26 protein-coding genes are annotated in these 25,438 nt (G+C 40.2%); 7 read left to right on the top strand and 19 right to left on the bottom strand.

The window, feature by feature from the left end; translation table 11 throughout:
• Positions 1–3: 3 nt before the first annotated feature.
• Both flhF and flhA read right to left on the bottom strand, forming a co-directional pair.
• Positions 4–1,605 carry a flagellar biosynthesis protein FlhF gene (flhF, locus tag Q0779_RS01980; protein WP_298768940.1) on the bottom strand — a complete coding sequence of 534 codons (1,602 nt, stop codon included), beginning with the start codon at positions 1,603–1,605 and terminating at the stop codon, positions 4–6.
• Positions 1,606–1,616: 11 nt separating this feature from the next.
• Positions 1,617–3,716 carry a flagellar biosynthesis protein FlhA gene (gene flhA / locus Q0779_RS01975; RefSeq protein WP_298769256.1) on the bottom strand — a complete coding sequence of 700 codons (2,100 nt, stop codon included), beginning with the start codon at positions 3,714–3,716 and terminating at the stop codon, positions 1,617–1,619.
• 283 nt (positions 3,717–3,999) lie between these two features.
• Between flhA and Q0779_RS01970 the strand changes: the two genes are divergently transcribed.
• The 3 genes from Q0779_RS01970 (at position 4,000) to Q0779_RS01960 (ending at position 5,539) form a co-directional block, all read left to right on the top strand.
• Entirely contained in the window at positions 4,000–4,176 is a 177-nt protein-coding gene (locus tag Q0779_RS01970) for a hypothetical protein (RefSeq protein WP_298768939.1), read from the top strand.
• 27 nt (positions 4,177–4,203) lie between these two features.
• Entirely contained in the window at positions 4,204–4,893 is a 690-nt protein-coding gene (locus tag Q0779_RS01965; RefSeq protein ID WP_298768938.1) for a hypothetical protein, read from the top strand.
• A 211-nt stretch (positions 4,894–5,104) separates the two neighbouring features.
• On the top strand, positions 5,105–5,539 hold the full coding sequence (locus Q0779_RS01960) for a hypothetical protein (protein WP_298768937.1): 435 nt from the start codon (positions 5,105–5,107) through the stop codon (positions 5,537–5,539).
• 41 nt (positions 5,540–5,580) lie between these two features.
• Here Q0779_RS01960 and idi read toward each other — a convergent pair whose 3' ends face one another.
• From idi to Q0779_RS01945, 3 genes are all read right to left on the bottom strand, one after another.
• Positions 5,581–6,165, bottom strand: a complete 585-nt coding sequence (gene idi / locus Q0779_RS01955) for an isopentenyl-diphosphate Delta-isomerase (RefSeq protein ID WP_298768936.1) — start codon at positions 6,163–6,165, stop codon at positions 5,581–5,583.
• A 190-nt stretch (positions 6,166–6,355) separates the two neighbouring features.
• The gene (locus Q0779_RS01950) at positions 6,356–6,811 is read right to left on the bottom strand and encodes a DUF4442 domain-containing protein (RefSeq protein ID WP_298768934.1); all 456 of its coding nucleotides are present in this window, start codon (positions 6,809–6,811) and stop codon (positions 6,356–6,358) included.
• 179 nt (positions 6,812–6,990) lie between these two features.
• Positions 6,991–7,368 carry an isochorismatase gene (locus Q0779_RS01945; RefSeq protein WP_298768932.1) on the bottom strand — a complete coding sequence of 126 codons (378 nt, stop codon included), beginning with the start codon at positions 7,366–7,368 and terminating at the stop codon, positions 6,991–6,993.
• 132 nt (positions 7,369–7,500) lie between these two features.
• On the opposite strand from Q0779_RS01945, the gene Q0779_RS01940 reads away from it, so the two are divergent.
• Entirely contained in the window at positions 7,501–8,406 is a 906-nt protein-coding gene (locus Q0779_RS01940; protein ID WP_298768929.1) for a LysR family transcriptional regulator, read from the top strand.
• 73 nt (positions 8,407–8,479) lie between these two features.
• Here the strand turns inward: Q0779_RS01940 and Q0779_RS01935 are convergent, their stop codons facing one another.
• On the bottom strand, positions 8,480–8,722 hold the full coding sequence (locus Q0779_RS01935; RefSeq protein ID WP_298768927.1) for a GlsB/YeaQ/YmgE family stress response membrane protein: 243 nt from the start codon (positions 8,720–8,722) through the stop codon (positions 8,480–8,482).
• 921 nt (positions 8,723–9,643) lie between these two features.
• Between Q0779_RS01935 and Q0779_RS01930 the strand changes: the two genes are divergently transcribed.
• A complete protein-coding gene (locus tag Q0779_RS01930; protein WP_298768925.1) occupies positions 9,644–10,087 on the top strand; it encodes a type III secretion system chaperone in 444 nt (147 codons plus the stop codon).
• A gap of 30 nt (positions 10,088–10,117) precedes the next feature.
• Positions 10,118–11,452, top strand: coding sequence for a hypothetical protein (locus Q0779_RS01925; RefSeq protein WP_298768923.1), 1,335 nt, complete (start codon positions 10,118–10,120; stop codon positions 11,450–11,452).
• A gap of 58 nt (positions 11,453–11,510) precedes the next feature.
• On the opposite strand, the gene Q0779_RS01920 is transcribed toward Q0779_RS01925, so the two are convergent.
• Positions 11,511–11,747: a dihydrofolate reductase family protein gene (locus Q0779_RS01920; RefSeq protein WP_298768921.1), complete on the bottom strand. Its 237-nt coding sequence runs from the start codon at positions 11,745–11,747 to the stop codon at positions 11,511–11,513.
• A 35-nt stretch (positions 11,748–11,782) separates the two neighbouring features.
• Positions 11,783–14,059: a phosphoenolpyruvate--protein phosphotransferase gene (ptsP, locus tag Q0779_RS01915; protein WP_298768919.1), complete on the bottom strand. Its 2,277-nt coding sequence runs from the start codon at positions 14,057–14,059 to the stop codon at positions 11,783–11,785.
• Between the two features lie 433 nt (positions 14,060–14,492).
• Here ptsP and Q0779_RS01910 point away from each other — a divergent pair, with 433 nt between their 5' ends.
• Positions 14,493–15,728 (top strand): serine hydrolase, encoded by a 1,236-nt coding sequence (locus Q0779_RS01910; RefSeq protein ID WP_298768917.1) that lies wholly within the window; start codon positions 14,493–14,495, stop codon positions 15,726–15,728.
• Positions 15,729–16,192: 464 nt separating this feature from the next.
• On the opposite strand, the gene Q0779_RS01905 is transcribed toward Q0779_RS01910, so the two are convergent.
• The 11 genes from Q0779_RS01905 to fliJ form a co-directional block, all read right to left on the bottom strand.
• On the bottom strand, positions 16,193–16,615 hold the full coding sequence (locus Q0779_RS01905; protein WP_298768915.1) for a hypothetical protein: 423 nt from the start codon (positions 16,613–16,615) through the stop codon (positions 16,193–16,195).
• A gap of 240 nt (positions 16,616–16,855) precedes the next feature.
• Complete coding sequence (gene flhB, locus Q0779_RS01900) at positions 16,856–17,989, bottom strand: flagellar biosynthesis protein FlhB (protein ID WP_298768913.1); 1,134 nt, start codon at positions 17,987–17,989, stop codon at positions 16,856–16,858.
• A gap of 162 nt (positions 17,990–18,151) precedes the next feature.
• Entirely contained in the window at positions 18,152–18,952 is an 801-nt protein-coding gene (fliR, locus tag Q0779_RS01895) for a flagellar biosynthetic protein FliR (RefSeq protein ID WP_298768911.1), read from the bottom strand.
• A gap of 8 nt (positions 18,953–18,960) precedes the next feature.
• Positions 18,961–19,230 carry a flagellar biosynthesis protein FliQ gene (gene fliQ, locus Q0779_RS01890; protein ID WP_298768909.1) on the bottom strand — a complete coding sequence of 90 codons (270 nt, stop codon included), beginning with the start codon at positions 19,228–19,230 and terminating at the stop codon, positions 18,961–18,963.
• 211 nt (positions 19,231–19,441) lie between these two features.
• A complete protein-coding gene (gene fliP, locus Q0779_RS01885) occupies positions 19,442–20,239 on the bottom strand; it encodes a flagellar type III secretion system pore protein FliP (protein ID WP_298769254.1) in 798 nt (265 codons plus the stop codon).
• 87 nt (positions 20,240–20,326) lie between these two features.
• Positions 20,327–20,659, bottom strand: a complete 333-nt coding sequence (fliO, locus tag Q0779_RS01880; RefSeq protein WP_298769253.1) for a flagellar biosynthetic protein FliO — start codon at positions 20,657–20,659, stop codon at positions 20,327–20,329.
• Between the two features lie 285 nt (positions 20,660–20,944).
• Positions 20,945–21,328, bottom strand: a complete 384-nt coding sequence (gene fliN, locus Q0779_RS01875) for a flagellar motor switch protein FliN (RefSeq protein WP_298768907.1) — start codon at positions 21,326–21,328, stop codon at positions 20,945–20,947.
• Positions 21,329–21,689: 361 nt separating this feature from the next.
• On the bottom strand, positions 21,690–22,712 hold the full coding sequence (gene fliM, locus Q0779_RS01870; RefSeq protein ID WP_298768905.1) for a flagellar motor switch protein FliM: 1,023 nt from the start codon (positions 22,710–22,712) through the stop codon (positions 21,690–21,692).
• A gap of 37 nt (positions 22,713–22,749) precedes the next feature.
• Positions 22,750–23,295, bottom strand: coding sequence for a flagellar basal body-associated protein FliL (gene fliL / locus Q0779_RS01865; RefSeq protein WP_298768903.1), 546 nt, complete (start codon positions 23,293–23,295; stop codon positions 22,750–22,752).
• Between the two features lie 68 nt (positions 23,296–23,363).
• Positions 23,364–24,686 carry a flagellar hook-length control protein FliK gene (locus Q0779_RS01860; protein ID WP_298768901.1) on the bottom strand — a complete coding sequence of 441 codons (1,323 nt, stop codon included), beginning with the start codon at positions 24,684–24,686 and terminating at the stop codon, positions 23,364–23,366.
• Between the two features lie 209 nt (positions 24,687–24,895).
• Positions 24,896–25,336, bottom strand: coding sequence for a flagellar export protein FliJ (gene fliJ, locus Q0779_RS01855; protein ID WP_298768899.1), 441 nt, complete (start codon positions 25,334–25,336; stop codon positions 24,896–24,898).
• Positions 25,337–25,438: the final 102 nt, after the last annotated feature.

The following is a 25,438-nucleotide window of genomic DNA, read 5'->3' as shown; positions in this document are numbered from 1 at the left end:
GCTTCACTCAACTGCATCGATCAGATCATCTGATCCTTGACTATTTTGTATGGGTTCTACAGTTTCTAATACCGATAAAGCGCTATTAGCTAACGCCAAGGTATCAGCAACCTGCATATCTTCAGGGACTCTTTGACCATCAGTCACATAACTGAGTGGCAGTCCGCTTTGTATTAACACACTTAGTGCGGGTGCTAAAGATGTTGATTCATCGAGTTTAGTCAGTACCACTCCCGATAAGACAATACGCGCAAATTGAGCCACTGCCTCTTCTAATACTTTACGTTGTCCTGTCGCCGCCATGACCAAGTAATTACGAATAGGTAAATGACTATTGGCGGTCAAATTATCCAACTGCTGAAATAAACGCAGATCTCTTTGGCCCATTCCGGCAGTATCAATTAAAATAAGTTTACGGTTTCTAAATTGATATAATACTTGTTCTAATTCATTAATATCATGAACTTGCCTAACTGGACAGCCCATAATTTTTCCGTACGTCGCTAACTGCTCAAAGGCGCCAATACGATAATGATCTGTAGTAATGAGTCCTACATGTTCACTTCCATGGTAAGACGCATAACGCGCAGCAAGCTTTGCAATTGTGGTTGTTTTCCCGACACCTGTTGGACCAACAAAAGCCACTACTCCACCTTGCCTAACTATATCATCACCTTGATTATCAAGTAAATTTGCTAAACTCTGAGGCAGTGTTTTCACCAGCTCCGCAGGAGAATATTGCTCACTTAAACCTGATAACTTCTTTGCCACCAAAGGAGAAAACTCAGCCTGTAACAGTGTACTTTCAAGCATCGCGCCCACAGGATCCACTCTTTGCTTCTGCTCCTTCATTAAACTACTCACCTGATCGGTCAATAAGCTTCTAATAGACACTAATTCGCGCTTTAATTCCGCTAACTCGGCTTCCTGAGCGTCACTTTTTTTATTCAGTGATGTGGATTGAGGTGTGAAAACCGCTTTTTTTTGTTGATGTACATGATGCTGATCTTCAAGACTCTTAGCCCACTTAGGCATCACTGAATTATCGGCCTGCTTCAAAGGATCTTGATATTTATTTTCTTTAACATCACGATTTTGCTGTCTTTCTAATAAAGCCTGTAAAGAATCCACAATAGGCTTTTTCGAGGATATACCGGCTTTTGATGACACTAACCCCTTCTGTGACTCTGTCGATTGGCGCAATGTATTATTAATGGCAGTGCTTTGTTTAATCCGGTTTTGTGCCCCCTCTTTATCGTTTTGAAGGGCATTATCAATTTCTGTTTCAAACAAAGGTGCTTTGTCAACATCAGGCTTTTTACTCAGCGACACTTTCTCCTCGGCAAGTGACGCCAATCCTTGAAAATAACTTTTTGGTCCTTTCGTTCGCGTTTTTATCGGCGTGACAGTATCCGCCTTATTGTCCTGAGAAACAGGGCGGCTCACTTGACTTGTCTTAACGCCATCAAAATCGACTGCTGCAACAATTTCAATGCCACCAGTGACTTTCTTATTAGACATAATGACCGCATCAACGCCTAAGGTTTCTTTCACTTGCGTTAATGCCGAACGCATATCCTTCGCTAAAAACCGTTTAATCTTCAAAGATCATACCTCTACTTGCCTACAGCCGATACGATTCTTATCTGCTTTTCATCAGGCACTTCTTGATACGAGATCACTCGTAAACTCGGAATGGTATATTTGACAAATCGTGATAATGTCGAACGTAACATTCCGGATGTCAGTAAAATTGCAGGTTGACCAACCATTTCTTGTTTCTCTGAGGCATCCACTAATGACTTTTGCATACGCTCAGCCAAACTGGGTTCAATATTCGGCCCCTCACCTCCGCCCGCTTGCATAGACTGATGCAACATTTGTTCCAACTCTGGCGCCAATGTTATGACGGGGATTTCAAGTTCTGGTCCGCTAATCTCTTGAATAATCATTCTCTTTAATGCAATGCGAACCGCAGCCGTCAGCACTTCTGTATCACCACTTTTGGGACCATACTCCAATAAGGTTTGTACTATGGTCTTCATATCACGAATAGAGACACCTTCATTCAATAAATTTTGCATCACTTTAACCACTGAGCCTAACGGCATAACATCGGGTATAAAACCATCAACTAGCTTAGGTGAAGCCTCCTTTAACATGTCCATCAGCTGCTGTACTTCCTCATACCCCAGTAACTTAGAGGCATTATTCGATAGCAATTGACTCAAATGTGTTGCAACCACAGTTGCGGCATCAACTACGGTATACCCTAAAGTTTGGGCATGTTCACGGCTACTGGGAGCTATCCAAACGGCCTCTAAATTAAACGCAGGGTCCCGTGTCACAACACCCTCCAATTGCCCAAAAACTTGACCGGGGTTAATGGCAAGCTCGCAATCATGACGAATTTCAGCTTCCCCAGAGCTCACTCCCATGAGCGATATTCGATAGCTATTAGGGGCTAAATCCAAATTATCGCGAATATGTACAGCAGGCACCAAAAAGCCAAGTTCTTGGGATAATTTCTTCCGCACACCTTTTATTCGATTCAATAATTCGCCACCTTGGCCTTTATCCACTAAAGGAATTAAGCGATAGCCCACTTCCAAACCCACAGTATCAACATGCTGCACATCATCCCAGCTCAACTCTTTAGGTTCATTGTTCATTTTATCTGTCTGATCCGACTCAACCAACGCCAGCGATGTTGCCATTTCCGTTTTTTTCTTTCGCTGTATAAAATAGGCGGCAGCAAAAATACAAAGACTTAAACTGATAAACACCAAATGTGGCATTCCAGGTACAATCCCCATAATAAACATCACCCCCGCAGCAATGAGCAGCGATTTGGGATTATCAAACATTTGGCTTATAACCATTTGCCCCATATCACCGGACTCATTTTGGCGCGTCACCATTAGCGCTGCAGCAATGGACAACAGCAACCCTGGAATTTGTGCTACCAATCCATCCCCTATCGTCAGTAGCGTATAAATTTCAAGGGCAGAAGAGAAAGTCAACCCATGTTGAGCCATTCCAATCACAAAGCCCCCTAGAATATTAATCACCAAAATTAAAATCCCAGCAATGGCATCACCTTTAACAAATTTAGACGCCCCATCCATCGCTCCATAAAAATCCGCTTCTTTTGTTACTTCAGCTCGGCGTAAACGAGCTTGTTCTTGATTTAAGGTGCCTGCATTAAGATCCGCATCTATCGCCATTTGCTTTCCAGGCATAGCATCAAGTGTAAAGCGAGCACTCACCTCTGAAATCCTGCCCGCGCCTTTGGTCACAACCGCAAAATTGATAATAATGAGAATAAGGAAAACGACTAAGCCAACGGCATAATTACCACCGATCACCACTGAACCAAATGCTTCAATGACTTTACCAGCAGCATCACCACCATTATGTCCTTCAAGTAACACCACTCGAGTCGACGCTACATTTAACGCTAAGCGGAGTAAAGTCGCTACTAATAATACGGTAGGGAAAGCCGCAAAATCTAACGGCCTATCCGCATAAATGGCCACCAGCAGTACCATAAGCGCTAGACCAATATTAAAAGAAAATAACATGTCCAATAAAAAAGGCGGCATAGGAAGTACTATCATCGCCAGTGCAGCTAAAACCAATAACGGGGTACCTATTCCCTTAAAGTGTATTGGTTTTAACTGTTTTAATTGCTCCAAACTGGCTTTTACGCCCATGATCACTGTGCCCAAACTTTGACATATTCCGCTAAAATGCAAATTTGAGGCCAAGTTATCACCGCTTTCATGTTGATTTAATAGACTTTGTTAATAAAAAATCATTGACATTAAATGAAATTAACGGTTTAATCCCAAGCATTTGTTAATTAATTTAAATCAACATGTTGTAAAAAGTTCGGTGGTAAATTAACAGAAAAAGTGTCTAGGAAAGAGACTAAAACTTGCTACGCAATGCGTTTTTTTGCTTAGCAAACAGTTTATTTAAATAAGGAAATATATAATGTCAATGGATATGTCAATCGCCACAAATCATGCCTCTCAATTCATTGATAACCAAACAAGCATTGCGACTCATCAGCACCTGCCAATCACTGAACTCATGACGAGCACTATTGCATCAATAAATAGTGCAATGTCTGCCAGAACTAAGCGACAAGTGACGGAAAGAGTAAATTAATGTTATTTCGATAAATTAGGATCAGATATGGAAAATCACCTTATTATCTTAGCAATATTAATCGGCTCATGTTCGATCACCTTGAGTTTATTTTATTATTCTCAGACAAAATCAGCTCTGTGGTTAACTATTTTTGGTTTTTTTGCTTGTGCTACCCTATTTAATATTCTTTCAGTCATTTTCCCCGATACCTATTGGTTAGCTCACTTTACTTTTGTGTTTATTCCGATATTGTGCTTATTTTATTGTCGACACTACCCTAATTGGCTGTATTTTTTGTCAATACCTATGGGGGGGAAAATAATTTATATCATATTGATAAATAAAAATTTATTAACAATACCTCCTAGCTGGATTTTTTACTGTACTGGTATTGGCTTGGAGCTGCTTGTCATATTCCTTATTTTTTATCGCGGCATTCTTGCTCAAACACTTGGACTCAATGTCTATTACCGACGTATACCGCAAGAATACTTATTGATGAGCCTTTATTGTGTTGGTGTTATTATCAATATAATAGCCTTAGTAGAAGATATCATTCGCAATAATCATATTTTAGGCGATTTTTTTGTGCCTTATCAGCCTATGTTTTTCTATAATATTTACCTCGTTATGCGGTTACCTCTCAACTTAGCCGAATTAATATTATATGTTGTCATGGCATACTTTGCTGCCCGTTCGAGCCGACCTAAGCCGATATCATCCGCTGTGATTTAACATTTGATATTCAATAGGGATAAACAAGACTTAAGATCAACTGAAAAAATAATAAAATTAATGCATGAAAACTGTAATTCACTAAAAAATCAATATATGGAATGGCCAATGACTCTTTGCATGGCGGCATCAAGCCCAATAATGGAAGCAAATCAGCCAATTCAATGACAAAGTAACAAATGGATGTCAGTAAACATAAAGGAATATACGCGTGACCGAAATGGATAGCCTCTGTGAATGTTTTAATTTAACCCAACATCAGCTTGGCCTGATCATGAAGATGTGCCCCTTTCAATTAAAGCAATGGCAGACAGGAGGGAAAAGACCTAATATCATAAAAATATTCAGGTTAATGTTTTTTCTACTGCGACATTATCATCGTTACTGCCGAAGAGAGCTTATCGCTACAGAATACCGCTGGGGGAAAAGCCAATCACAGTCGACATCTCTCTCGGCTTTTGAGACATCTTCTCAAACAAGCAAAAAAAACATTACAACAGGTCCAAGAATGGCATCCTCAGACTCAATAGGATCCGCCAGTGACAATATTGATCCCGAGCTTGAAGCCTTTGAAAAACAAATTTTTCAGACCCATTCACATTTAACAACTGATAAGGCGATAAGCAAAGTCGATAAAACCCATTGACACTCTAGTTTGGAAAATGTTCAATCCATTGAACAATAACATTAACGAAACAATGCATCAATCTCATCACGATGCTCTGACATCAGTCTTTTCCACTCCATTTTAAACCAAGGTGTTAATCGCTCAGGAGAGGCTATCATTAACCTATTGACGGCTTCAATACTCATAAATTCTGTGTCCGCAACTTCAGCGGGATCGACACAAATAGCTGGCTCAATTTTGCCAATATACACAGAGCACATTTCATGCTCAGCACCCACATCTAAATAAGAAGCCTGATATTCAAATTGATACAAATAAATCAACTGACTGCTTGCTCCAATCTCTTCTTGTAAACGTCGATTAACAGCCTCTTCAAACGGTTCATCTTGACGTGGATGGCTACAAACACTATTAGACCAAAATAACGGCCATAAAGGCTTTAATGCACTGCGCTGCTGCACTAATAATTGCTGCTCACTATTAAAGACAAACAATGAAAAAGCGCGATGAAGCACCCCTTGACCTTGATGACATCGTAATTTCGTTTCATACCCCGTGACATCATCATTTTTATCGACCGTGACCAACATATCATTTAATGATGGATCTCTATGATGAAGCCCATTATTAACCCACTTATCCAACCTCTCCCCCTTACCTTACTGCTTAGGTATCACTGCTAGGAAATGAATGACTCTGGCTCACTGTATCTTCTAAGAATGAGCCTCTAACAATGAGGCTCAAAGAATAAAAAACCACTCGTGCATACGCTTTCAGTTTACACCTTTAGACAAAAAGAGTAAAAGCGGGTTATAACTGTCTGAATAAACATTCTTAAGACAGTATTCGAACAGCATACTCAGCGTTCAAAATAGAAACCACTTCATTGTCAGTATTGCTAATCTCGATAGTCAACGGAAAATCATAACGACCAGTAGTGGCCATAGCAAGATTCATTTTCTTGCTATCTACTGCTGAAAAAAGTGCTTCAGCATAAAGATCTGTCATCGCAGGCTTCTTAAAATCAATACTAACACTTCTCACCAACGGAGTGTAAGCGCGCTCTTTTCGCGTTTCAAAAATCACTATTCCACCTAAAGATTCCGCAGCAGCAAATTGGAAAGCAGCATGAAAACTTTGAAAATGATTGGCTGTTTTTTCGGTTAACGGTACATGCACACAATAACGGCCATCAAGCTCACAACGGTACCTTAAATCGATATAATCATAAATATTCTGCTCTAACGCTTTCCAGTGAATACCATCCTTTTTCACATTTGTCCTTGTCACTGTACCTTCCTATGTTTTACCACTCAATCCGTTAGCCACTAGTGACTGTGGATCGTTCGTGGTTAAATACTGTCTGAAATAAACAACCCCTAGTGTTACTTATCTTAAAAAAAAAAGCGAATGGCAATACATTCGCTGTTTGAGTTATAGGAATACGCATTACTGATAACATTTAAAACTTACCTTTCTCCTAACACCTCAAAATCATCATGACTTAATCTTGCACAACCATCATCTTGCATGATCCAACGTTCTTTATGGATCACTCCGTGGGCTTTATTCATCTGCCATTTTGAACTCAGTTGCACTGTTTTATCATCAATCACTTCAAGCTTTGGCGCTATATAATCAACATTGTCAAAACCTTGCTCCATCAATCCTTGCCAAAAAGATTCTATTTGCTCTCTACCTGTAAACTCTCCAAAAGGTCTTGCGTGCATCGTTGCAAATATTTCATATTGCTCTGCACACATTGTTGCATTTTGACTATTAAAGCCCTCTTTCCAACGTTGACTGGCTTGCTGTACCGCCTCTAATAATTGCTGTTCATTTTTCATGACTGGCCTCTGTATCATCACAGTATTGTTGAGATCCGCTATCTTAAACTGCTCGCTTTTTTATAAAAACAGAATAAAATATAAATAACTGTTTTATTAAATAGAACAATAAATAAAAGGCCTTCACCGATTATGTTTCAATACCTGCGTCATATGTCTGTTTTTGTTGCCATTGTAGAGAAAGGTTCAATTACTGCCGCTGCAGAGACCTTGGGGCTTTCTAAGTCAGTGCTCAGTCTGCAATTAACAAAATTAGAGCAAGAATTAAATGTCAATTTACTGCGCAGAACCACCAGAAAGCAAATACTGACCCCAGCAGGGAAAACCTTTTATAATGAATGCACGAAAATACTCAAGCAAGTGGATTATGCATGGCAACAGGCTCGAGATAGTCAACACGAGCTCATTGGAGAAATCAAAATAACCGCCCCCCATGCTTTTATGCACACGCTTATTGCGCCAGCTATCGGGGCACTGATCCATCAACACCCAAAACTCAATGTTCATTTGATTGATAATGATGATCGAGTGGATTTAATGGATCATCATATTGATATTGCCATTCGAGTCGGTGAGCTTCCTTCTAATGACTTAAAGCAACGCTTTTTAGGGACATTTTGCGATGTATTGTGTGCAAGTCCGAGTTTTTGCGAACACAATGATATCGATATCAAGCATCACCAAACACTTAATTATATTGGTAATCACTGGCAAGGAAAGCACATAACCCACCAACTTCAATCATCTTCTGCTATTGATGCCATGCACTTTACTGCCAGCAGTCGTGTGTATTCAATGCCATCATTAATTGCATTATGCATATCGGGTGCAGGCATTGCGGCCATTCCAGATTTTATCGCTCAGCCCCTAATTAACAACAATCAACTCATTCCTGTTTTTAGCAGTCAGTCATTAAAAGCCAGCCCTGTTCATGCGCTGCATGGCTATGGTTTGAAACCTCCGCTTATTGTGACAACGTGCTTAGAAACAATTCAAGAAACGTTTAAACAACATTTAATATCGAATAAAAACTTATAGCGCATCTCATTATCTATATCCATAGTTCACAATAAGCAATTTTAGCTTTTCACAACGCGCAATCAAATCAGTATCACTTATTAGTTATTTTACTGACAATAAACAATAAAATAACCGCCCCAACAATTGCCGTCACCACTGATCCAACAAAACCTGTCGAATTTAATCCAATTAAACTGAACAAAAAGCCCCCCAGTATTGCACCAACAACCCCGACACCAATATTCCCTAGCATACCAAAGCCACTGCCTTTCATTATGTTACCCGCAGCCCAACCGGCTATTGCTCCAATGACTAAAAATATAATGACACTCATCCGCTTATCCTTGTTAGTAATTTAACATAATTGGGTTATAACAAATTTAAGTATTTCAAAAATTATAGAAGAAAAGCACGAATTAAGTTTGATACTCACAAGCCAGTATTCAAATATCACGGGTATACATCCATGACTTTCAATATTCAACCTGATGCTTCACTTGAATGAAGTCATTTGGAAACACTCTCGCCGACGCATTGTAAAGTTTAACGGCCTGACTTATTTTCCCAAACAATGGAATACCTTCTCCTAGCAAATGACACCTGAGTAATCACTATTTCATCAATGAACCTCTTCTTACAAAGGCAGTATTCACACCATTATTTTCGATAACGGTGACGAGTTTGCAAAGCATGCAGCAGTCGCAAGAGCACTAGAAGCAAAGGCATATTTTACTCATCCTTATCCATCTTATAAACTTGAGTTAAATGAAAAATTTAATGGATTACTGAGCCTGTATTTCCCAAAATGCAGGGATTTAAGTCGAGTGACGGAGAAAGAAGTTCAAGAGCGGTTGAATTTAAGACCAAAAAAGTGTCTTGTTTATAAGCAGTCTAAAGCAGTATTTGAGAAGCCACCTCAGACGGCATAAACTAATGTTGCATTTGCGAGTTGAATTCTCGCCTAGAAGGTAAAAATAGTGACGAAAAACCACATAGTACTCATCCTTTAATTACCGATAAAATATTAATATTAATTAATCACATATTAATAAGAAATTAATCAAAAAACAAAAAAACAATACAATACAAACTACTTATAAAAATAAAGATAAAAGAAAATACAAATTTCTAATTAACAATCAATTATACATTAATCGAGGTCATACCACTTTATTTAATCATTTTCTTTTTTTGATATATTGTTTCCCACACAAACAAAATAATGATTATTCAATTGAGAATGAGTCAAAAGAGTATGACGAAACTAAATAATTTGAGTCTTATAATAGATGAGCTAGGTAAAACGCTTAATCCTGATGTAATAATACACCATAATGAACAGACTTGGACTATTACATTATCAGAAAATTTCTGTGTCGATGTTTTTTATATCAGTGATAATAATAAAGTTGTTTTTCAATCAGAGATAGAGCACCCCAATATAAATGAAGAAATAATTACTAAGCTATTACTTCAATTCAATTATAATTGGATTGAAACAGGGGGAGTAAGAATGGCCCAAGATACTGACTCTAAATCCATTATACAAATTTATGATTTATTTCTAGAAGACTTGACCTTATCTATTTTTATTGATGCTCTTGAAAGGTTTATAGAAAAAGCTAAAGTTTGGTCTCATTTGTTCGAACTTAAAAATTTTAAAAATAATCTGAGTAAACAATTCAATCCAATTATATAACGTAACATCAACCATAGCAGAGATTTAATAATGCCATTATCAATTAATACAAACTCATTTTCATTTCAAGATCTTGATAATTTAAAAGATCAATTTAGTGGCAGTCAAGAAATAAGAGCGAGAGAACCTAGTTTATTGGATCGAATAAGAGGGCTTTCTTCTGAAAAAGGAAGTACTATTTTATATCAAAAATCTGGCATTAGCGACACACAAGCAAGCACTATAAGTAATAAGTTCCATGAACGCCAACATAAATATGATAAAGCCTGTCAATCGATGAAGAAAAATGTTCTTTCATTGATACCAAAAGAACACAAAGATATCAGGTCTAAAATTGATAATCTTTTCCAAGATATAAATTTAAGAAGTAGTGGAGGCCATTATAATGTAATGAATGGCGATGACATACAATATTTACACAAACTCGCTACAGACTCTAAATCCAGAGTAGAAAATATGCCAGTAAATGAACGACTGCAATTGGATATTCGTAACTTCAACAAATCTAGCTTATCAAGTTTACCTGTCTATTTCGCTAATACAAATTCACAATTTAAATCAGGATTTCTCCCATACCATGGATTTATAGCAACAGGAACACCAGGAAGCACAAGTGCCGAAAAAAGTGGAAGAACTTATAAACTATCAAGAGATATAATGCTTTCATCGGTAAACGTTTCAAACGATCTCATCTCAAAAGCAATGAAGTCAAACTCTTTTAATGACTCAACAAAAACTGCATTAGAACAACTGAAAGGTAAAACATATGCAACTGCTGAACACTTTCTAAAGGATCTATTTAAAGCCATAAATCAACAACCTAATTCAACTACCATTAATATTGATCAAGAATTATCAAACTTATCAAAAGAATTTAAAAATTTATTGTCACTTAATAGTAAAGTAAATAAAGATTCAGGAGCTTATTCAGCAGGTCGATTACAAACAACCTCATCTCATAGAGATTTTGAACTATTCCAACAAGGGAAAACTTCAAATTCAAAAATTAATATAAAAGCCATTACTTTACAAGAAGTCATGCAAGAACAAGCTATGTACCAACGATATTTAGAAGATCAATTAGGGATCGGAAAAGCTGCTACTGCGGACGAAAAACGTCAAACATTAAGTAATATGACAAAAGAAAGAGCAAGTGACCTTGCAAACAAGCTCGTTAAGCATAAGCGTTTTTCTACTGGTGAATTCCAATCAAACTGTAATAAATCAGCTGCATCTCTCGCTCAAACGGCAATAAATAAAGAGCAGGGTAACTCTTATCGAACGCCGCAACACATCGAAACAGCAACGGTACTCTCTATTGGTAGCAAAGATAGAATGCATTTCCATGACCCATTATCTCAATAATCTGAACTCTATTCTATTGAAATATATCTATGGCTCACCTCAATTGGTGAGCATTCAATCAATATTCAACCTGATATGTCACTTGAATAAAGTCATTTGGGAATACCTTCGCCGACGCATTGTGCAGCGTAACAACTTGATCCATTTTTCCAAACAGTGAGATCCCTTCTCCTAGTAAAATAGGCACCTGAGTAATCACCATTTCATCAATGAGCTTCGCCTTCAAAAAAGCCGTAATCGTTGCACCACCATCAATATAGGCATGCTTAACCCCTTGAGAGCCTAATATCTTCACTAAAGAAGCAATAAAAGCAAGAACATTTCACCTTTCTATCCATTTAACTCACCACGCTTAATTTTGGGCTCATCGATTTTAATCATATCTTGTAAGCCTTTTTCCTTCATTGCTTGCTGAATATAAAGCCGAATATCATCCACTTCATCTAATCGCAAACAATGTCTCAAAAGACCTTGCGCCCATTCCAGTTCAATGTGGCGAATAAGCCATTTGATACGGGGCAGTTTTGCCGCGCTCATACTCAATTTTCCGATCCCCATACCGATTAATAAAACAACTGCAACGGGATCGGAAGCCATTTCACCACACAAGCTGATGGGCAATTGATATTGCTTGGCTAAATTCACGGTTCGGTATACTTCGTGAATAACGGCGGGGTGAACATGATCGTATCGATCAGCCACATGGGGGTTATTACGATCTAATGCCAATAAATATTGACTTAAATCATTTGAACCAATAGAAATGAAATCCAAGCGATGAGCCCATAACGGAATTTGAGTCACTGCGGCGGGAACTTCAATCATGATCCCCATTTTAGGCCATTGTAATTCTAGTCCATCATCTTGAAGCTGATGATACGCATCTTTTAACACCGTTGAAAATTGATTAAGTTCATGTGTAGAGGTCACCATAGGCAATAACACATGCAAGGTATTAATCCCACTCGATGCTCGCAACATAGCCCTCACTTGGGTCATTAATAATTGGATATTATCCAATGTAAAGCGTATCCCTCTCCAGCCTAACGCAGGATTCTCTTCATGCCGAATAGGAAAATAAGGCAATTGTTTATCGCCGCCAATATCTAAAGTTCGCATATAAACAGGTTTGCCTTCATAGGCCTCAAACACACGGCGGTACACTCTGACTTGCTCATCTTCACTAGGAAAGCTATCCCCAACCATAAAGGGAATTTCAGTGCGATATAAGCCAACCCCCTGAGCACCGCTTTTCACCCCCGGCGTAATATCAGCCAAGAGTCCCGTATTGGTATAGAGTTTTATGTCATGATGATCTAACGTCGTTGCCGCAAGGTTTTTTAAGTTATGCAGTTTTAACGTCGCTTTGTGTTCTTGTTTTATCAGCCGCTTATAGGCTTTTTTTATCAAGGTACTGGGCTGTACTATCACCTTTGCTTCATTACCGTCCACTATCATCATATCATGACTGTTCACGTTCTTTATTTGCCCTACCCCCATTACTGCGGGGATCCCCATGGCATTGGCCAAAATAGAAGTATGGGACAAACTCGAGCCTTCAAAACAAATAATGCCTGCTAATAACTTTGTGGGCACACTGGCAATATCACTGACACTGACTTGAGCCCCGATTAATATCACAGGATCTTTATAAACCGATGCAGCCGCTCTCCCTCCTCCTTTCCAGACATGGAATAATTTATTGCCTAAATGGATAATATCTTCAGCTCGAGCCGTTAAATAAGGATCGTCCATCTGTTTAAAGCGATTAGCAAAAAAATAAATCCCTTGCTTGATGGCACTCGGAAGCGAAAATCCCTCATGAATATAGGCCTCTACTTTATCACTCAGCCCTTTATCGGTTAATAACATTTGATAAGCATCGAATATCGACCCTATGCTTAACGTCATGTTTTCCCCCAAGCTATTTTGCTCGTTAATTAAGTCCTCTTTGACTAACGACAATAATTGTATCCATTCTTGTATTGTGGCTTGAGGTTTATCGGTACGCACATCTTGTACTTCAGATAGTTGGGTTAATCCACATAATACCGCCTTACCTAATCCAATGCCTTCAACACTTTTAACTCCTTTAAAACGCCTATTTTGTTTAATTGCTGCATCTTGCGTACTGGGAATATTAACAACAATAAAAGCCAATTGAGCTGCCAATGTTAATAAAAAGGCTTCTTCTTGTTCACTTAACACTTGGGCTTCGCGGCTCTGCACCACTAATACGCCAACCACTTCGCCATGATGTACAAGAGGCACACCACAGAAACTTTTAAATAGCTCTTCTTGACTCCCCTGAACATAAAAATAGGCACTGTGACTGGCTCCGTTGGCTAAATTCAATCCATGGCGCTCTTTAGCCACTAAGCCTACAAGCCCCGCTCCTTGAGGTATACAAATGGTTTGATGCACTTGTAACCCATGACTCACCAATAACTCCATTTCCTGCCTTGTATTCACCCGATATAAACTACACACATCACGGCTAACCGCAGCGCTGACACTGTCCACAATAAACCGTATTTGAAGCTGAGGAGTATCGATGAGTGACACAGCCTGCAAAATACGTGTTAAGGCTAACATCGGATCGTTCATTACACTTACATTCCTTTTACCATGAGCACAAGACTAAATCATACATATTCACCATACCGAAAATCACCTCAATAAAGTACTAAAAAAGCGCAATACATCCCTGCGACAAGTATCAACTCATCGAAATAAAGGACATTAACTCAATTCGTTATAAATTTAACGATAGAATGTTATTAAAGAGCTAAATCATTCAAAACCCATCAGCGCTCTTTATTGCGATATTCAAAATATGCTTCAATGGTTATCCTCGCCTACTCTCTACTCTTCAATGCTAGATCCAACGACACTCGAAAGATTTCATGTTAAAGCGCCTTTGCTGATACAAAGATTGCTTATATAATAGTTTTTAACATAATATCAATTAAACAAAATAAAAATACCGCACCTTGACTCATCTCATGATGAGTATGGAAGCGGAACATTGGGTACATTCATGCCGTTAAAAACTGCTCACTCATCAAAAAAGTGCCTGTTGAGCCATTGCTTATTCGCTATTCTGCGAACTGCCGCTATTATCAAACAATGTGCTGTTTTCGCCGCTCTCGCACTGTTTTCTTTCAATGCTAACGCTTCCCCTTATCAGACAATTAGCGATGAATTCAAGCAACAATTTCACCAACACCTAAAGGCCAATAAGGTGCCAGGAGGCGCCTTTGTTATTGTGGAGGATGACCAAATCCTCAAGCTAAGTACTTACGGAAAACGCCATAAAAACAGTAAATTAAATATCAATTCAGATACAGTATTTCGACTCGCTTCCGTCTCTAAAACCTTTGCTGCGACCTTAACCAGCCAACTGGTACAGGAACATAAACTGCATTGGCACCAACCCATTACTCAGTATTTACCCAAATTTAGTCTTGCAAAGCCTGCGCAAAGTCAAAAAATCACTCTCGAACACATCATAGGGCAAAGTACAGGGCTGATGCCCAATAGCTATGACAATATGATTGATGCAAATGTTAAACTTAATAAAATCATACCCAAGTTTTCCAAACTCACTCCCATGTGCTCACCGGGGATATGTTATGGCTATCAAAATGTCGCCTTTTCTTTTATTCAGCCCGCAATAGAACAACAAACAGGTCAAAGCTACGCAGCCTTGCTGGAGCAGCGGATCTTTTCGCCATTAAACATGCATACCGCCTCCGTTGGATTTGACGCCTTTAAGCAACAAACCAATCGCGCCGAACCCCACATCAAAACACGCACAGGCTTTAAACAAGTAGAGGTGAACCCGAACTATTATCAGTTGGCTCCAGCTGCAGGGGTTAATGCCAGTATTAAGGATATGACTAAGTGGCTTATGGCCAATCTCGGTAATCAACCAAATGTGATCAGCCCAGCAGTCCTTGAAGATATCACCACCCCTGGTGTTCGAACCAGAAAAGAGCTTAGGCGTCGAGAATGGAAACATTATTTGAAAGATGCACATTACGGTAAAGGGTGGCGGATCTATGATTTTGAGGGTCATCCCCTTATTTATCATGCTGGCTGGGTCGCAGGCTTTGTAACAGAAATCGCTTACTCCCCCACACTCAAGCTTGGCATGGTCATGCTGATGAATGGTGAATCTCGCGCCATTTCTACCCTTGGAGCCCATTTTTGGCATAGCGTCTTTGAACAAAAAGACCATCTTGCAGTGGAGTCAAGCAACAAAAAACAATAAATAAGCACATCAAATCGGTGCCATCGAAGCCATTTGATTTTTTACTTTAGCTTATGTTAACTCTTTCATTCACTTACCTAAAAAACGCACATTCTCACCAAAGGATTATATACCCTTTCTTTGTGGGGAAACTGGCTATGCCACTTCACCGTCAACATAAATCGATGTAGGAAATGAAAGTATTGTAGCGATTGCCTCATAGTCCTTTGAGAGTATTGCGCCTTTTACTTTCAGGTAAAATGGCTTTAGCTCAGATTCTGAATCAAAGCCAGCAATCGAATGCTTATAAAGGAGCCTCTTCCGCGATAATTCCGGTGGAAAAAATAACAGTATTAAAATTTTACGCATAACCCAACGAGGAAGTTAACGCCCATTTAAGGGGCTAATAATTGTTTGCTAAAATGTGTAGCGAAGCAAAACTGAGCAAACTGTTAGCAGTCCCGCTTTAAATTCTTGTTAGGTGTTTAGTCACTAAAACTAAACAAATTACTATTTTTTATTAGAGGCTTAAGGGTTTCAACTGTACCAATATTTTTATGATAAAGGATATATGTGAAATCCCACGTTTCCGCTAATACTGCATTTAACGAAGGAATAATAATAGTCGTGAAGTTCATCTGCCCTCTATTCATATCTTCTTCGTAAGTGGGAAAATATTTATCTAGGTCTTCAAGTTTATCAATGGTCTCATTTTCTAAATTAACCGCGTATATTTCATATTCTGAGTGTAGCAACCTAACTAATTGATTAAACCTTTCCCATTCAACTTCTGTTACTTCATCTAGCTTGTAACACTCTTCTCGACCTAGCCAGCCACCCCATAAGGAAATGAACTCCTGAGAAAACTCTTCCTTTACTACCCAATCATCAAAATACTCAGAGATCACAGAAACACCTAACAGCTTATTGAATAGCAGCAGGATAACGTTCTTGGCTGCACATTTATTTCACTCAAAGATATCATAGGTAACCCATTGATATGAATTATATTTTCATGTTATCAGAACAGAAAAACAGGAAGGGTTTTGATCGACAAAAGTAAGTCTAATCTCTACCCGTAATAACGCACATTACCACTGACACCTTTAGCTCAAACAACCCACTTACCCAACATTCACTAATGTCGATTAATGCGCCAGTTCCTCAGGGATGGCTTGCTTTAGCGGAATAGGGTTAGGTTTACGGCCTTTGCCTTTTTGGTATTCTCGTAATTGATACACATAAGCTAGCACTTGTGCCACAGCCGTGAAGAGCCCTTCAGGAATATCTTGGTTAATTTTAGTGGTGTGGTACACCGCACGCGCCAGTGGCGGCGCGGACACGACTGTCACTTTATGATGCTTAGCAATTTCACGAATTTTAAAGGCCACCTCATCTACGCCTTTCGCCACCACAAAAGGGGCTTTAGAACGGCTAGCCTCATATTTCACTGCCACGGCATAATGTTCAGGGTTGACAATGATCACATCCGCATTGGGCACTTCTTGCATCATGCGTTGCTGCGCCATATCCCGCTGCATCTGGCGAATACGCCCCTTGACTTCAGGTTTGCCTTCCATGTCTTTGTGCTCATCTTTGACTTCTTGTTTGGTCATCTTGAGCTGTTTATTGTGGTTCCAAATTTGAAAAGGTACGTCAATGATCACAATGAACAAGGTAGAGGCGCACAAAAGAATAAAAATCCAAACCACTAAATCCAATGCATGATAAATATTACCGGGTAAATGTTCTTGTGATAAGGCGAGAATGTCATCCAAATAGAGGGTGAGTAGCCCATAGGCCATTAAAGCCACCACGGAAAATTTGGCCACCCCTTTAGTGAGTTCAACTAGGGCCTTAGTCCCAAACATGCGCTTAAAACCTGCAATGGGACTCATTTTATTCGGCTTAGGCATAAACGCTTTCACCGAAAAAGACAGCCCACCTAACGCGATATTGCCCACAAAAGCAATCATAGCCAAAAAAGCAATGAATCCCAGTAGCGGCAATGCCAGCTCACGACTAATATCACGCCAGATCAATAAGCTGGTATGATCGTCAAAAATTTGCGCGCGAGTTAAACTCATGAGTGAAAAAGTAATGTGTTTCAGCGCAAGGGCTAACTCTTGCCCTGTCATCATCAAACCCAGACCCGCCGAGATCAGTACCGCCGACGTACCTAATTCTTGGGAGCGAGCAACTTGGCCCTCTTTTTTGGCTTTTTCTAACTTATGGGCGGACGCCTGTTCGGTTTTTTCCTGACTGCTGTCATTCTCTGCCACTGCTCACCCCTTGCATAACTCTTTGTAACTTTTTTTGCAATGATTTTATAACGGTATCACTCGTTGTTCGGTTTCTTCCTGACTTGCTTCTTAACCACAACCCTTTTCTGCCACTTATTTTTCTTAGCAAAAGCCCTGAGTTATTCATTGCCACCAAACACCTTATTGCATGCCGCCATTAACATTACAGCTCAGCAGTAAGATATCACACAGAAGAAGCTGGCTTTGGCGCCAAATGTCATCGAAATGGGCCATGATAGGTGACAGTGTCAGCCATAAAATAAATAATCCACTCACCATAGTCACCGGAAAACCAATAGAGAAAATATTCAGTTGAGGGGAAGCCCTTGTCATCACGCCAAACGCCAAATTGATGGTCAATAGCGCAACGATGGCAGACAGTGACATGGTCAAGGCAGCGCCAAACATGTAACTGACAAACTCAGTCAAAGCTTGATATCCGCTTAAATGTAATCCTGACATTGATACCGGAAGTGTATCAAAGCTGGCCACCAGCATGCGAATGAACACCAAATGCCCATCGACACTTAAAAAAATAAGCGTGGTGAGCAGCAAGAAAAAATTACTGACAACCGGCGTTTGTTGACCTGAACTGGGATCCACCATAGACGCAAAGCCTAAACTGGTTTGCATGCCGATAATTTGCCCTGCAAGCACAAAGGTTTGCATCAGTAAAATACTGACAAACCCCATTGCTGCGCCGATGATCACTTGCTGAGCAACCACAAACACCGCACTAAAAGACAATAATTCAATGGGGAGCATTGGGGGTAAAACCGGCGCGATAGTGAATGTGACGGCAAGGGATAACAATAGCCGTATTCGCTTAGGGGTGCTGGTCGAACCGAAGACGGCCATCACCATGAATAGACTGCTGACACGAACAAAAGGCCACACATAGCTCGCAATACCTTGCATGATGGTATCAAGCAGGAAAAACATAATAAAACCTAACCTATGACACTTGGGATCATGTTCACCATTTCATAGAAAAACTCCATCATGGTGCGCACGAGTAAATGCCCTAACAACATCAAAGCAAACAAGGTCGTGAGTAATCTCGGTAAAAAACTCAAGGTTTGCTCATTAATGGACGTTGCCGCTTGAAATACCGCCACCACTAAGCCCACGATGAGTCCCGGCACAATAATCATGGACACCATCACAACGATAACGCTCAAGGCTTCACGAAACACATCCACTAATGACTCTGGACTCATAAGCTATAACCCAAAACTATTGGCCAAGACACCGTGACAACGATAACAACAACGATAACGCTCAAGGCTTCACGAAACACGTCCACTAATGACTCTGGACTCATAAGCTATAACCCAAAACTATTGGCCAAGACACCGTGACAACGATAACAACAACGATAACGCTCAAGGCTTCACGAAACACGTCCACTAATGACTCTGGATTCATAAGCTATAGCCCAAAACTATTGGCTAAAGTGCCCATGACTAAACTCCAGCCATCCACCAGCACAAATAACATAATTTTAAAAGGTAAAGACACTATCATCGGCGATAACATCATCATTCCCATGGCCATTAAAATACTGGCCACCACTAAATCAAGTACCAAAAACGGCACAAATAACATAAAACCAATTTGAAAAGCCGTTTTCAGTTCACTGGTAATAAAGGCAGGAATGATCACACTCAAGGGAGCATCTTCTGGCTCGGTGATCCCTGGGTAGGCTGAGATTTCCAAAAAAGTATCGAGATCTGTCATACGCACTTGTGACAGCATAAAAGCTTTTAACGGCGCTTTTCCACGCTCAAATGCAGTATCGATTGCCATATCTTGCTCGATATAAGGTTTAACGGCATCGTCATAAATTTCATCAAACACTGGCGTCATAATAAAAAAGGTTAAAAATAGACTGATCCCAATCAATACTTGATTCGACGGAGCTTGCTGCAACCCAATGGCCTGACGTAAAATCGATAACACGATAATAATACGCGTAAACGAGGTCAGCATAATAACCATAGCAGGAATAAAACTCAGCGCCGTCATTAAAAGTAAAATTTGCATGGTTACCGAATACTGAGTTGAACCATCAACCCCAGTACTGACCGTTACTGCGGGTAAAATTCCATTATTGGCTAATGCCTGAGAAGGTAAACAAAAACACAGCAAGAGCACCAAAAAAGTAAGGTGTGCATGTTTAAGGTATTCAAAAAACTGTGATCGATTTTTTATTGTTATTATTGGCATCATTAGGTTATATACATCATCAGGTATTGAGTTATCGCTAAAGTATGATCTCATCAAACAGGCTTAGCGATAACCCCTTCAACAGGATCACACTTTCGTGGATTTTGCTTGCCGCAAACGACTGGCAAAAGACTCAGCTTGCTGTTCTATGGGCGTCTCTAATTTATCAATTAAATTCACTTGATGCGGTGTCACACCTAATAAATACTGGCGCCCTTCAACTTCAACAATCATGAGTTTTTCTTTTTGTCCCAACGGTGAAGCAGCAATGGTTTTTATCACACCATTACTGTTAGGCGCTAAATTGAAACGTTTCACTAAATAAGCTAAGAAAAAAATAATCAGTAACACGACCACTAAGCCGCCCAACATACTTGCTAAGCTGGCGATACTGGAAGGATCGTTACCCGCTTTATTCATCACTAAGGTTTTATCAGGACTCGGGCTCACTAACGTCTGTGCCTTTGTCGCACTATTAGCAGCATCCGTTGTGATAGGATCGCTGCCCAAGGTATAGTTCACTTCCGTATTCACTTTTTTTGCGCTATCCGTTGCGACTTCACTTTTTGCTGTTGGAACATTAACAGCCTGATTGTCCACAGCGACAGTGTCTACAGCCGAATTGACATCGCTATTTTCCATCTCATTGTTAATTTGACTCGCAGCACTGTTTGCAACGAACAGGGTACTCATAGGCTCTCCGGGTTATTTTAGCTTTTTAATGCGTTCAGTTTGACTGATCACATCGGTTAATCGAATACCAAACTTATCATTCACCACCACCACCTCGCCATGGGCAATTAAGGTACCATTGACCATCACATCCAGTGGCTCACCTGCAATTCTATCAAGTTCTACGACCGAACCTTGATTTAATTGCAACAAATTTCGAATGCTAATATAACTGCGACCGACTTCCATTGATATTGTCACTGGAATATCCATGATGGCATCTAGCTTGGCCGCTTCGTCATCACTTAAGGTCTTTTTACCTGTCGAAAAATCATCTAATGCCACCTTCTCAGTCTCATTCATTGCTTGCTCAGACATGGCTACATCCCATTCATCCGTCACTGATCCATCTTTCATCTTTTTCTGCCTTATCTTTTCAACTTAGCAATGGCCCATTATCGTTATTTCAGCATTTATGCTAGGGGCTGTTGATCTTTGGTGATGATTTCTGCAGCAGTTTGTGGGGTCTTTATACAAGGCAAAGCTTATGCTGTGTAGTTATTCTACATAAATAAGCGATAACGCTGTAAAAAGGCACCACAAACGCTGTCCATTGGATTCACTAAACGTGTTTTACTCTTTGTTGTAGAGAATTTGCTTAGAAGACTAGGCTGCACTCACTACGCCGCGATTAAAACATGTTTAGTTCGGACATAATTTAACCACGAAAGATCAACAGCCCCTAATACACTCAATAAAGTCAAATCACTCAATGTCACTAAACATCAAAAACATCTCGGGTTCGCCCATGACGCGTCACCAGTTGTAATTCCGATTTAACGGTTTCCGGCCGAGGAATTTTCTCGCAAATTTTTAATGCTAAATTGTCACCTGAACGACCCATTTTACAGCGATAACTCGGTAAATCTTCGACTTTTAATACCACATGCTCAGGTAACTCAACGGGGATAACATCTCCCGTATTGAGTTCAAAGACTTGTTTTAAACTCATCTTATGCTCAACCACAGTGGCATTCATGGCCACATCCACATCCATGATCTCATCCCTTAATGCTTGCGACCAACGCATATCCGTATCTTGCGTGTCACTTTGTACACCCGCATCCAATAGCTCCCTGATGGGTTCAATCATCGAATAAGGCATAGTGATATGAAAATCTCCCCCACCACCATCCACTTCTATATGGAAAGAACTCACCACCACCACTTCTGTCGGACTCACAATATTCGCCATTGCAGGGTTCACTTCAGAGTCTAAATATTCAAACTCAACATCCATCACAGGCGCCCATGCCTCTTTATAATCTTCAAAAATAATTTTAAGCAAAAGCTGCACAATGCGTCGTTCAGTAGGCGTAAATTCACGCCCTTCAATTTTGGCATGGAATCTGCCATCCCCACCAAAGAAGTTGTCCACTAAAATAAACACTAATCTGGCTTCCATGGTGATTAAAGCCGTCCCTTTAAGTGGACTAAAGCGCACCATATTTAAACTCGTTGGCACAAAGAGCGTGTGGACATATTCGCCAAATTTGAGCATTTGAACACCATTGATCGACACTTCTGCCGCGCGGCGCATCATGTTAAACATGCTGATCCGCAAATGGCGAGCAAAACGTTCATTCACAATCTCAAGAGTGGGCATACGACCGCGTACAATACGATCTTGAGAAGAAAAATCATACGCGCGTAAATCTTGGTTAGCGTCAGCAATCACCTCTTCTTCTTCGACCCCGTGTAACAAGGCATCGATTTCATCTTGGCTCAGTAGATCAGTCACAATTATGCCTATAAAATATCAAATATGGTCCTGTTGATTATTGAATAATAAATCCAGTAAACAATAATTTGTCTATAATTTTTTGTCCGGTGACGGGTTGCAAGGTATTTTGCAAATGCCGCAGCGCTAACTGGCGCATTTCGTCCTTACCTGACTGAGTACTCAAGCTTTGCAGATGACTACTACTAAAAGTTGTGAGTAAGGCGTCTTCTATAAGCGGGATGTGCTTTCTCACTAGCAGATCATGCTCTTCACCCCTGACTTGTAATTGCACTTTAATTTCAACTAATGCGGCTCGGTGTTGGCCCGGTAAATTAAACAAAAATGGCCTTGGCATCGCCACATAAAAGGCTTCTTGTTGATGGTTTTCCACAGTACTGTCTTCTTTCAATATATGCTTATCAGCGCGACTACTGATCAACCAAGCCAATAACCCCATCACCAAAAGGAGACTTGTGACTATCGCCACTATCATAAAAAGCTTAGTCGTTAAAACATGCTGATTGTTCTTCATTTCCGACGCTCCTTTCGTCCCCTGTTCATTTTGTCCATTTTGTTTGAGGGTTAAAAACTCTTCTGCCATCTTCCTTTCCTTAACTCACATTTGACGCCGTTTTTATTCGACCAAACTAACATGCTTTCCCGCACGCTTTAGGCGTAATAATCAATCCCGTATTCAAAGGCCTCGCCCCATGGTTCATTATCATTCTCTTTCTCAAAGGAGGCTTCTGGATCACGCTGTGCTAAATCTTGTGCGGAAAATGTGTGTTCATCCCTTTGCTGTTGATCGCTTCCATTCTTTTCATAAGAGTCTTGATAAGAGACTTGACCATCACTGAGCTGCATGCCTTGCTCTGCTAACATATCTTTTAAGCGCGGCAATGCTTGCTCAATAAGATCACGTGTTTGAGCTTGGGTGACTTGAAATTCCACTTGCGTGGTATCACCTTGTACTTGAATTTTCACCATCATTTGTCCAAGCTCAGCAGGATCAAGCCTGATCTCCGCTTGCTGGATACCTTGACTCACCATAGTGATTAATTGTTGTTGCATAACAGGCGAAAAGCGCATAATCATATTGTGCATAGAAGGCAGCAGCTCATTGGAGGCTTTTAGTGATAAAACCTGCGGTGCATCGGTATTCAAATGAGAGCGGGATTGTCTTGGCGCCCCTTCAATCAAGTGCTTATTGCCCTCGCCAATATTCAGGATTGTCTGAGACACACTGAGCTCATCCTTTAACCGACTATTCGCATTCAATAATCCACTGCTATTTTCACCTGAACTGTCGGCTAGATCGGTACTCGCCATCGCCGAGGGTAACGCGAATGACGCCTTATTTTCATCAGCTAAGCTTTGTTTACCTTGCTCACCCACATCAAGCATCTCTGCACTGTGCCATTGCCCTTGTGCATTGACGCGCATTGCCTTCTGTGTTGAATCTACATTAAACTTAAAACCATTCACCTTTTCTTGTTTTGCCGTATTGATATTAAGTGAATTGGTATTAAGTGAATTGGTATCAAGGCCTTCATTTAATTGACTCGCTAAAGCTAACTGAGACAAAATCTGCGTGACTTGCGCTTGGGCTTTTTGGTCTGCTGCAACACTCTCTTCTTCACCTTTGTTTTCTTCAACATTTTCTTTTTCAACCTTTTGACCTTCAATCAGCTTTTCATCGATATCGGCCTGTCCGTTTTTGCCTTCAACGTCACCTTGACTGTTTATTGCTGTGGATTGCGCATTAACGTTCGTTTCGCTCACATGGCGATTAGCAGCTTGAGGGTGGGTAGCACTGCTGGCATCAAGAGCAGTCAATTTGGCTGAAAAAGGTGTATTGGCCATTGCTCCATTGTCTATTGCAGAGGATAAACGGGAAGAAAAATCAGCATTTTTATGCGTATTCGATGCCACTGAGCCTATTGCCCCTCTGGGCTCTAATCCTTTTGTATTCACATTCATCATTTGTGGCATCACTTCCTCAATCAAGGCATTAACGGCCTTTAATATTAATACTCGACATAAAGCCGCTTATTTTGCGATAAACGTCAAATTATCGGCTTACCTGACACTTAGCACTTACAAAAAAGACCCAGAAAATCATAGAAGCAAGTCTAATGCCAAGTCTCCTTAGCTTTGTAAACAAATGCTTCCCCCAGACAAATACTGACCCCCGCTCACTTTTAGTGGCTGCGTCGATAAAATTGCTGCATCGCAAATTCATCCGTCATCTTTTGCTCGTATACGTTGGCTTTTTGTTGCGCTTTTCGTGCTTTATTTGCTAATAAAATACCAACTGCTTGATGCTTTTGCTGGCAAGTCTGCCAATGACTTTGCCTGTGTTGCTTCATCGATGCTGTTTCGTTTACCGCCTTAAGCTGATTGCTAATGGCATCATCTATTTGTTTAACGAACTGGTGAAATTGATGATATTGGCTGGCAGTAATGGTTTCACCTTGCTTACTTTCCATTTGTTTCATGTAATCAAGGCGGTATTCTTGCAATGCATTAAGCTGATCTTGCTGTTTTTGCCACTCATATTGGGCATTTTTAAGTTGTAATCGCGCTTGTTCTTCGGCTTCAAAGGCTAATGTTAAGACTTTTTCTAACGGCTTTGCTTTCATTCATACATCCTTAAACAACTCAATAGGGCCTGTTGATCTTTGGTGGTTAAATTATGCCCGAGATAAACGTGTTTTAATCGCGACGGGAGGGATGACGCCTAG

Origin of the sequence: uncultured Shewanella sp. (assembly GCF_947491715.1) — a bacterium.
Taxonomy (GTDB): Bacteria; Pseudomonadota; Gammaproteobacteria; order Enterobacterales; family Shewanellaceae; genus Shewanella.
Note: the sequence above shows the minus strand (reverse complement) of the source record. Positions and strands in the feature narration are given on the sequence as shown.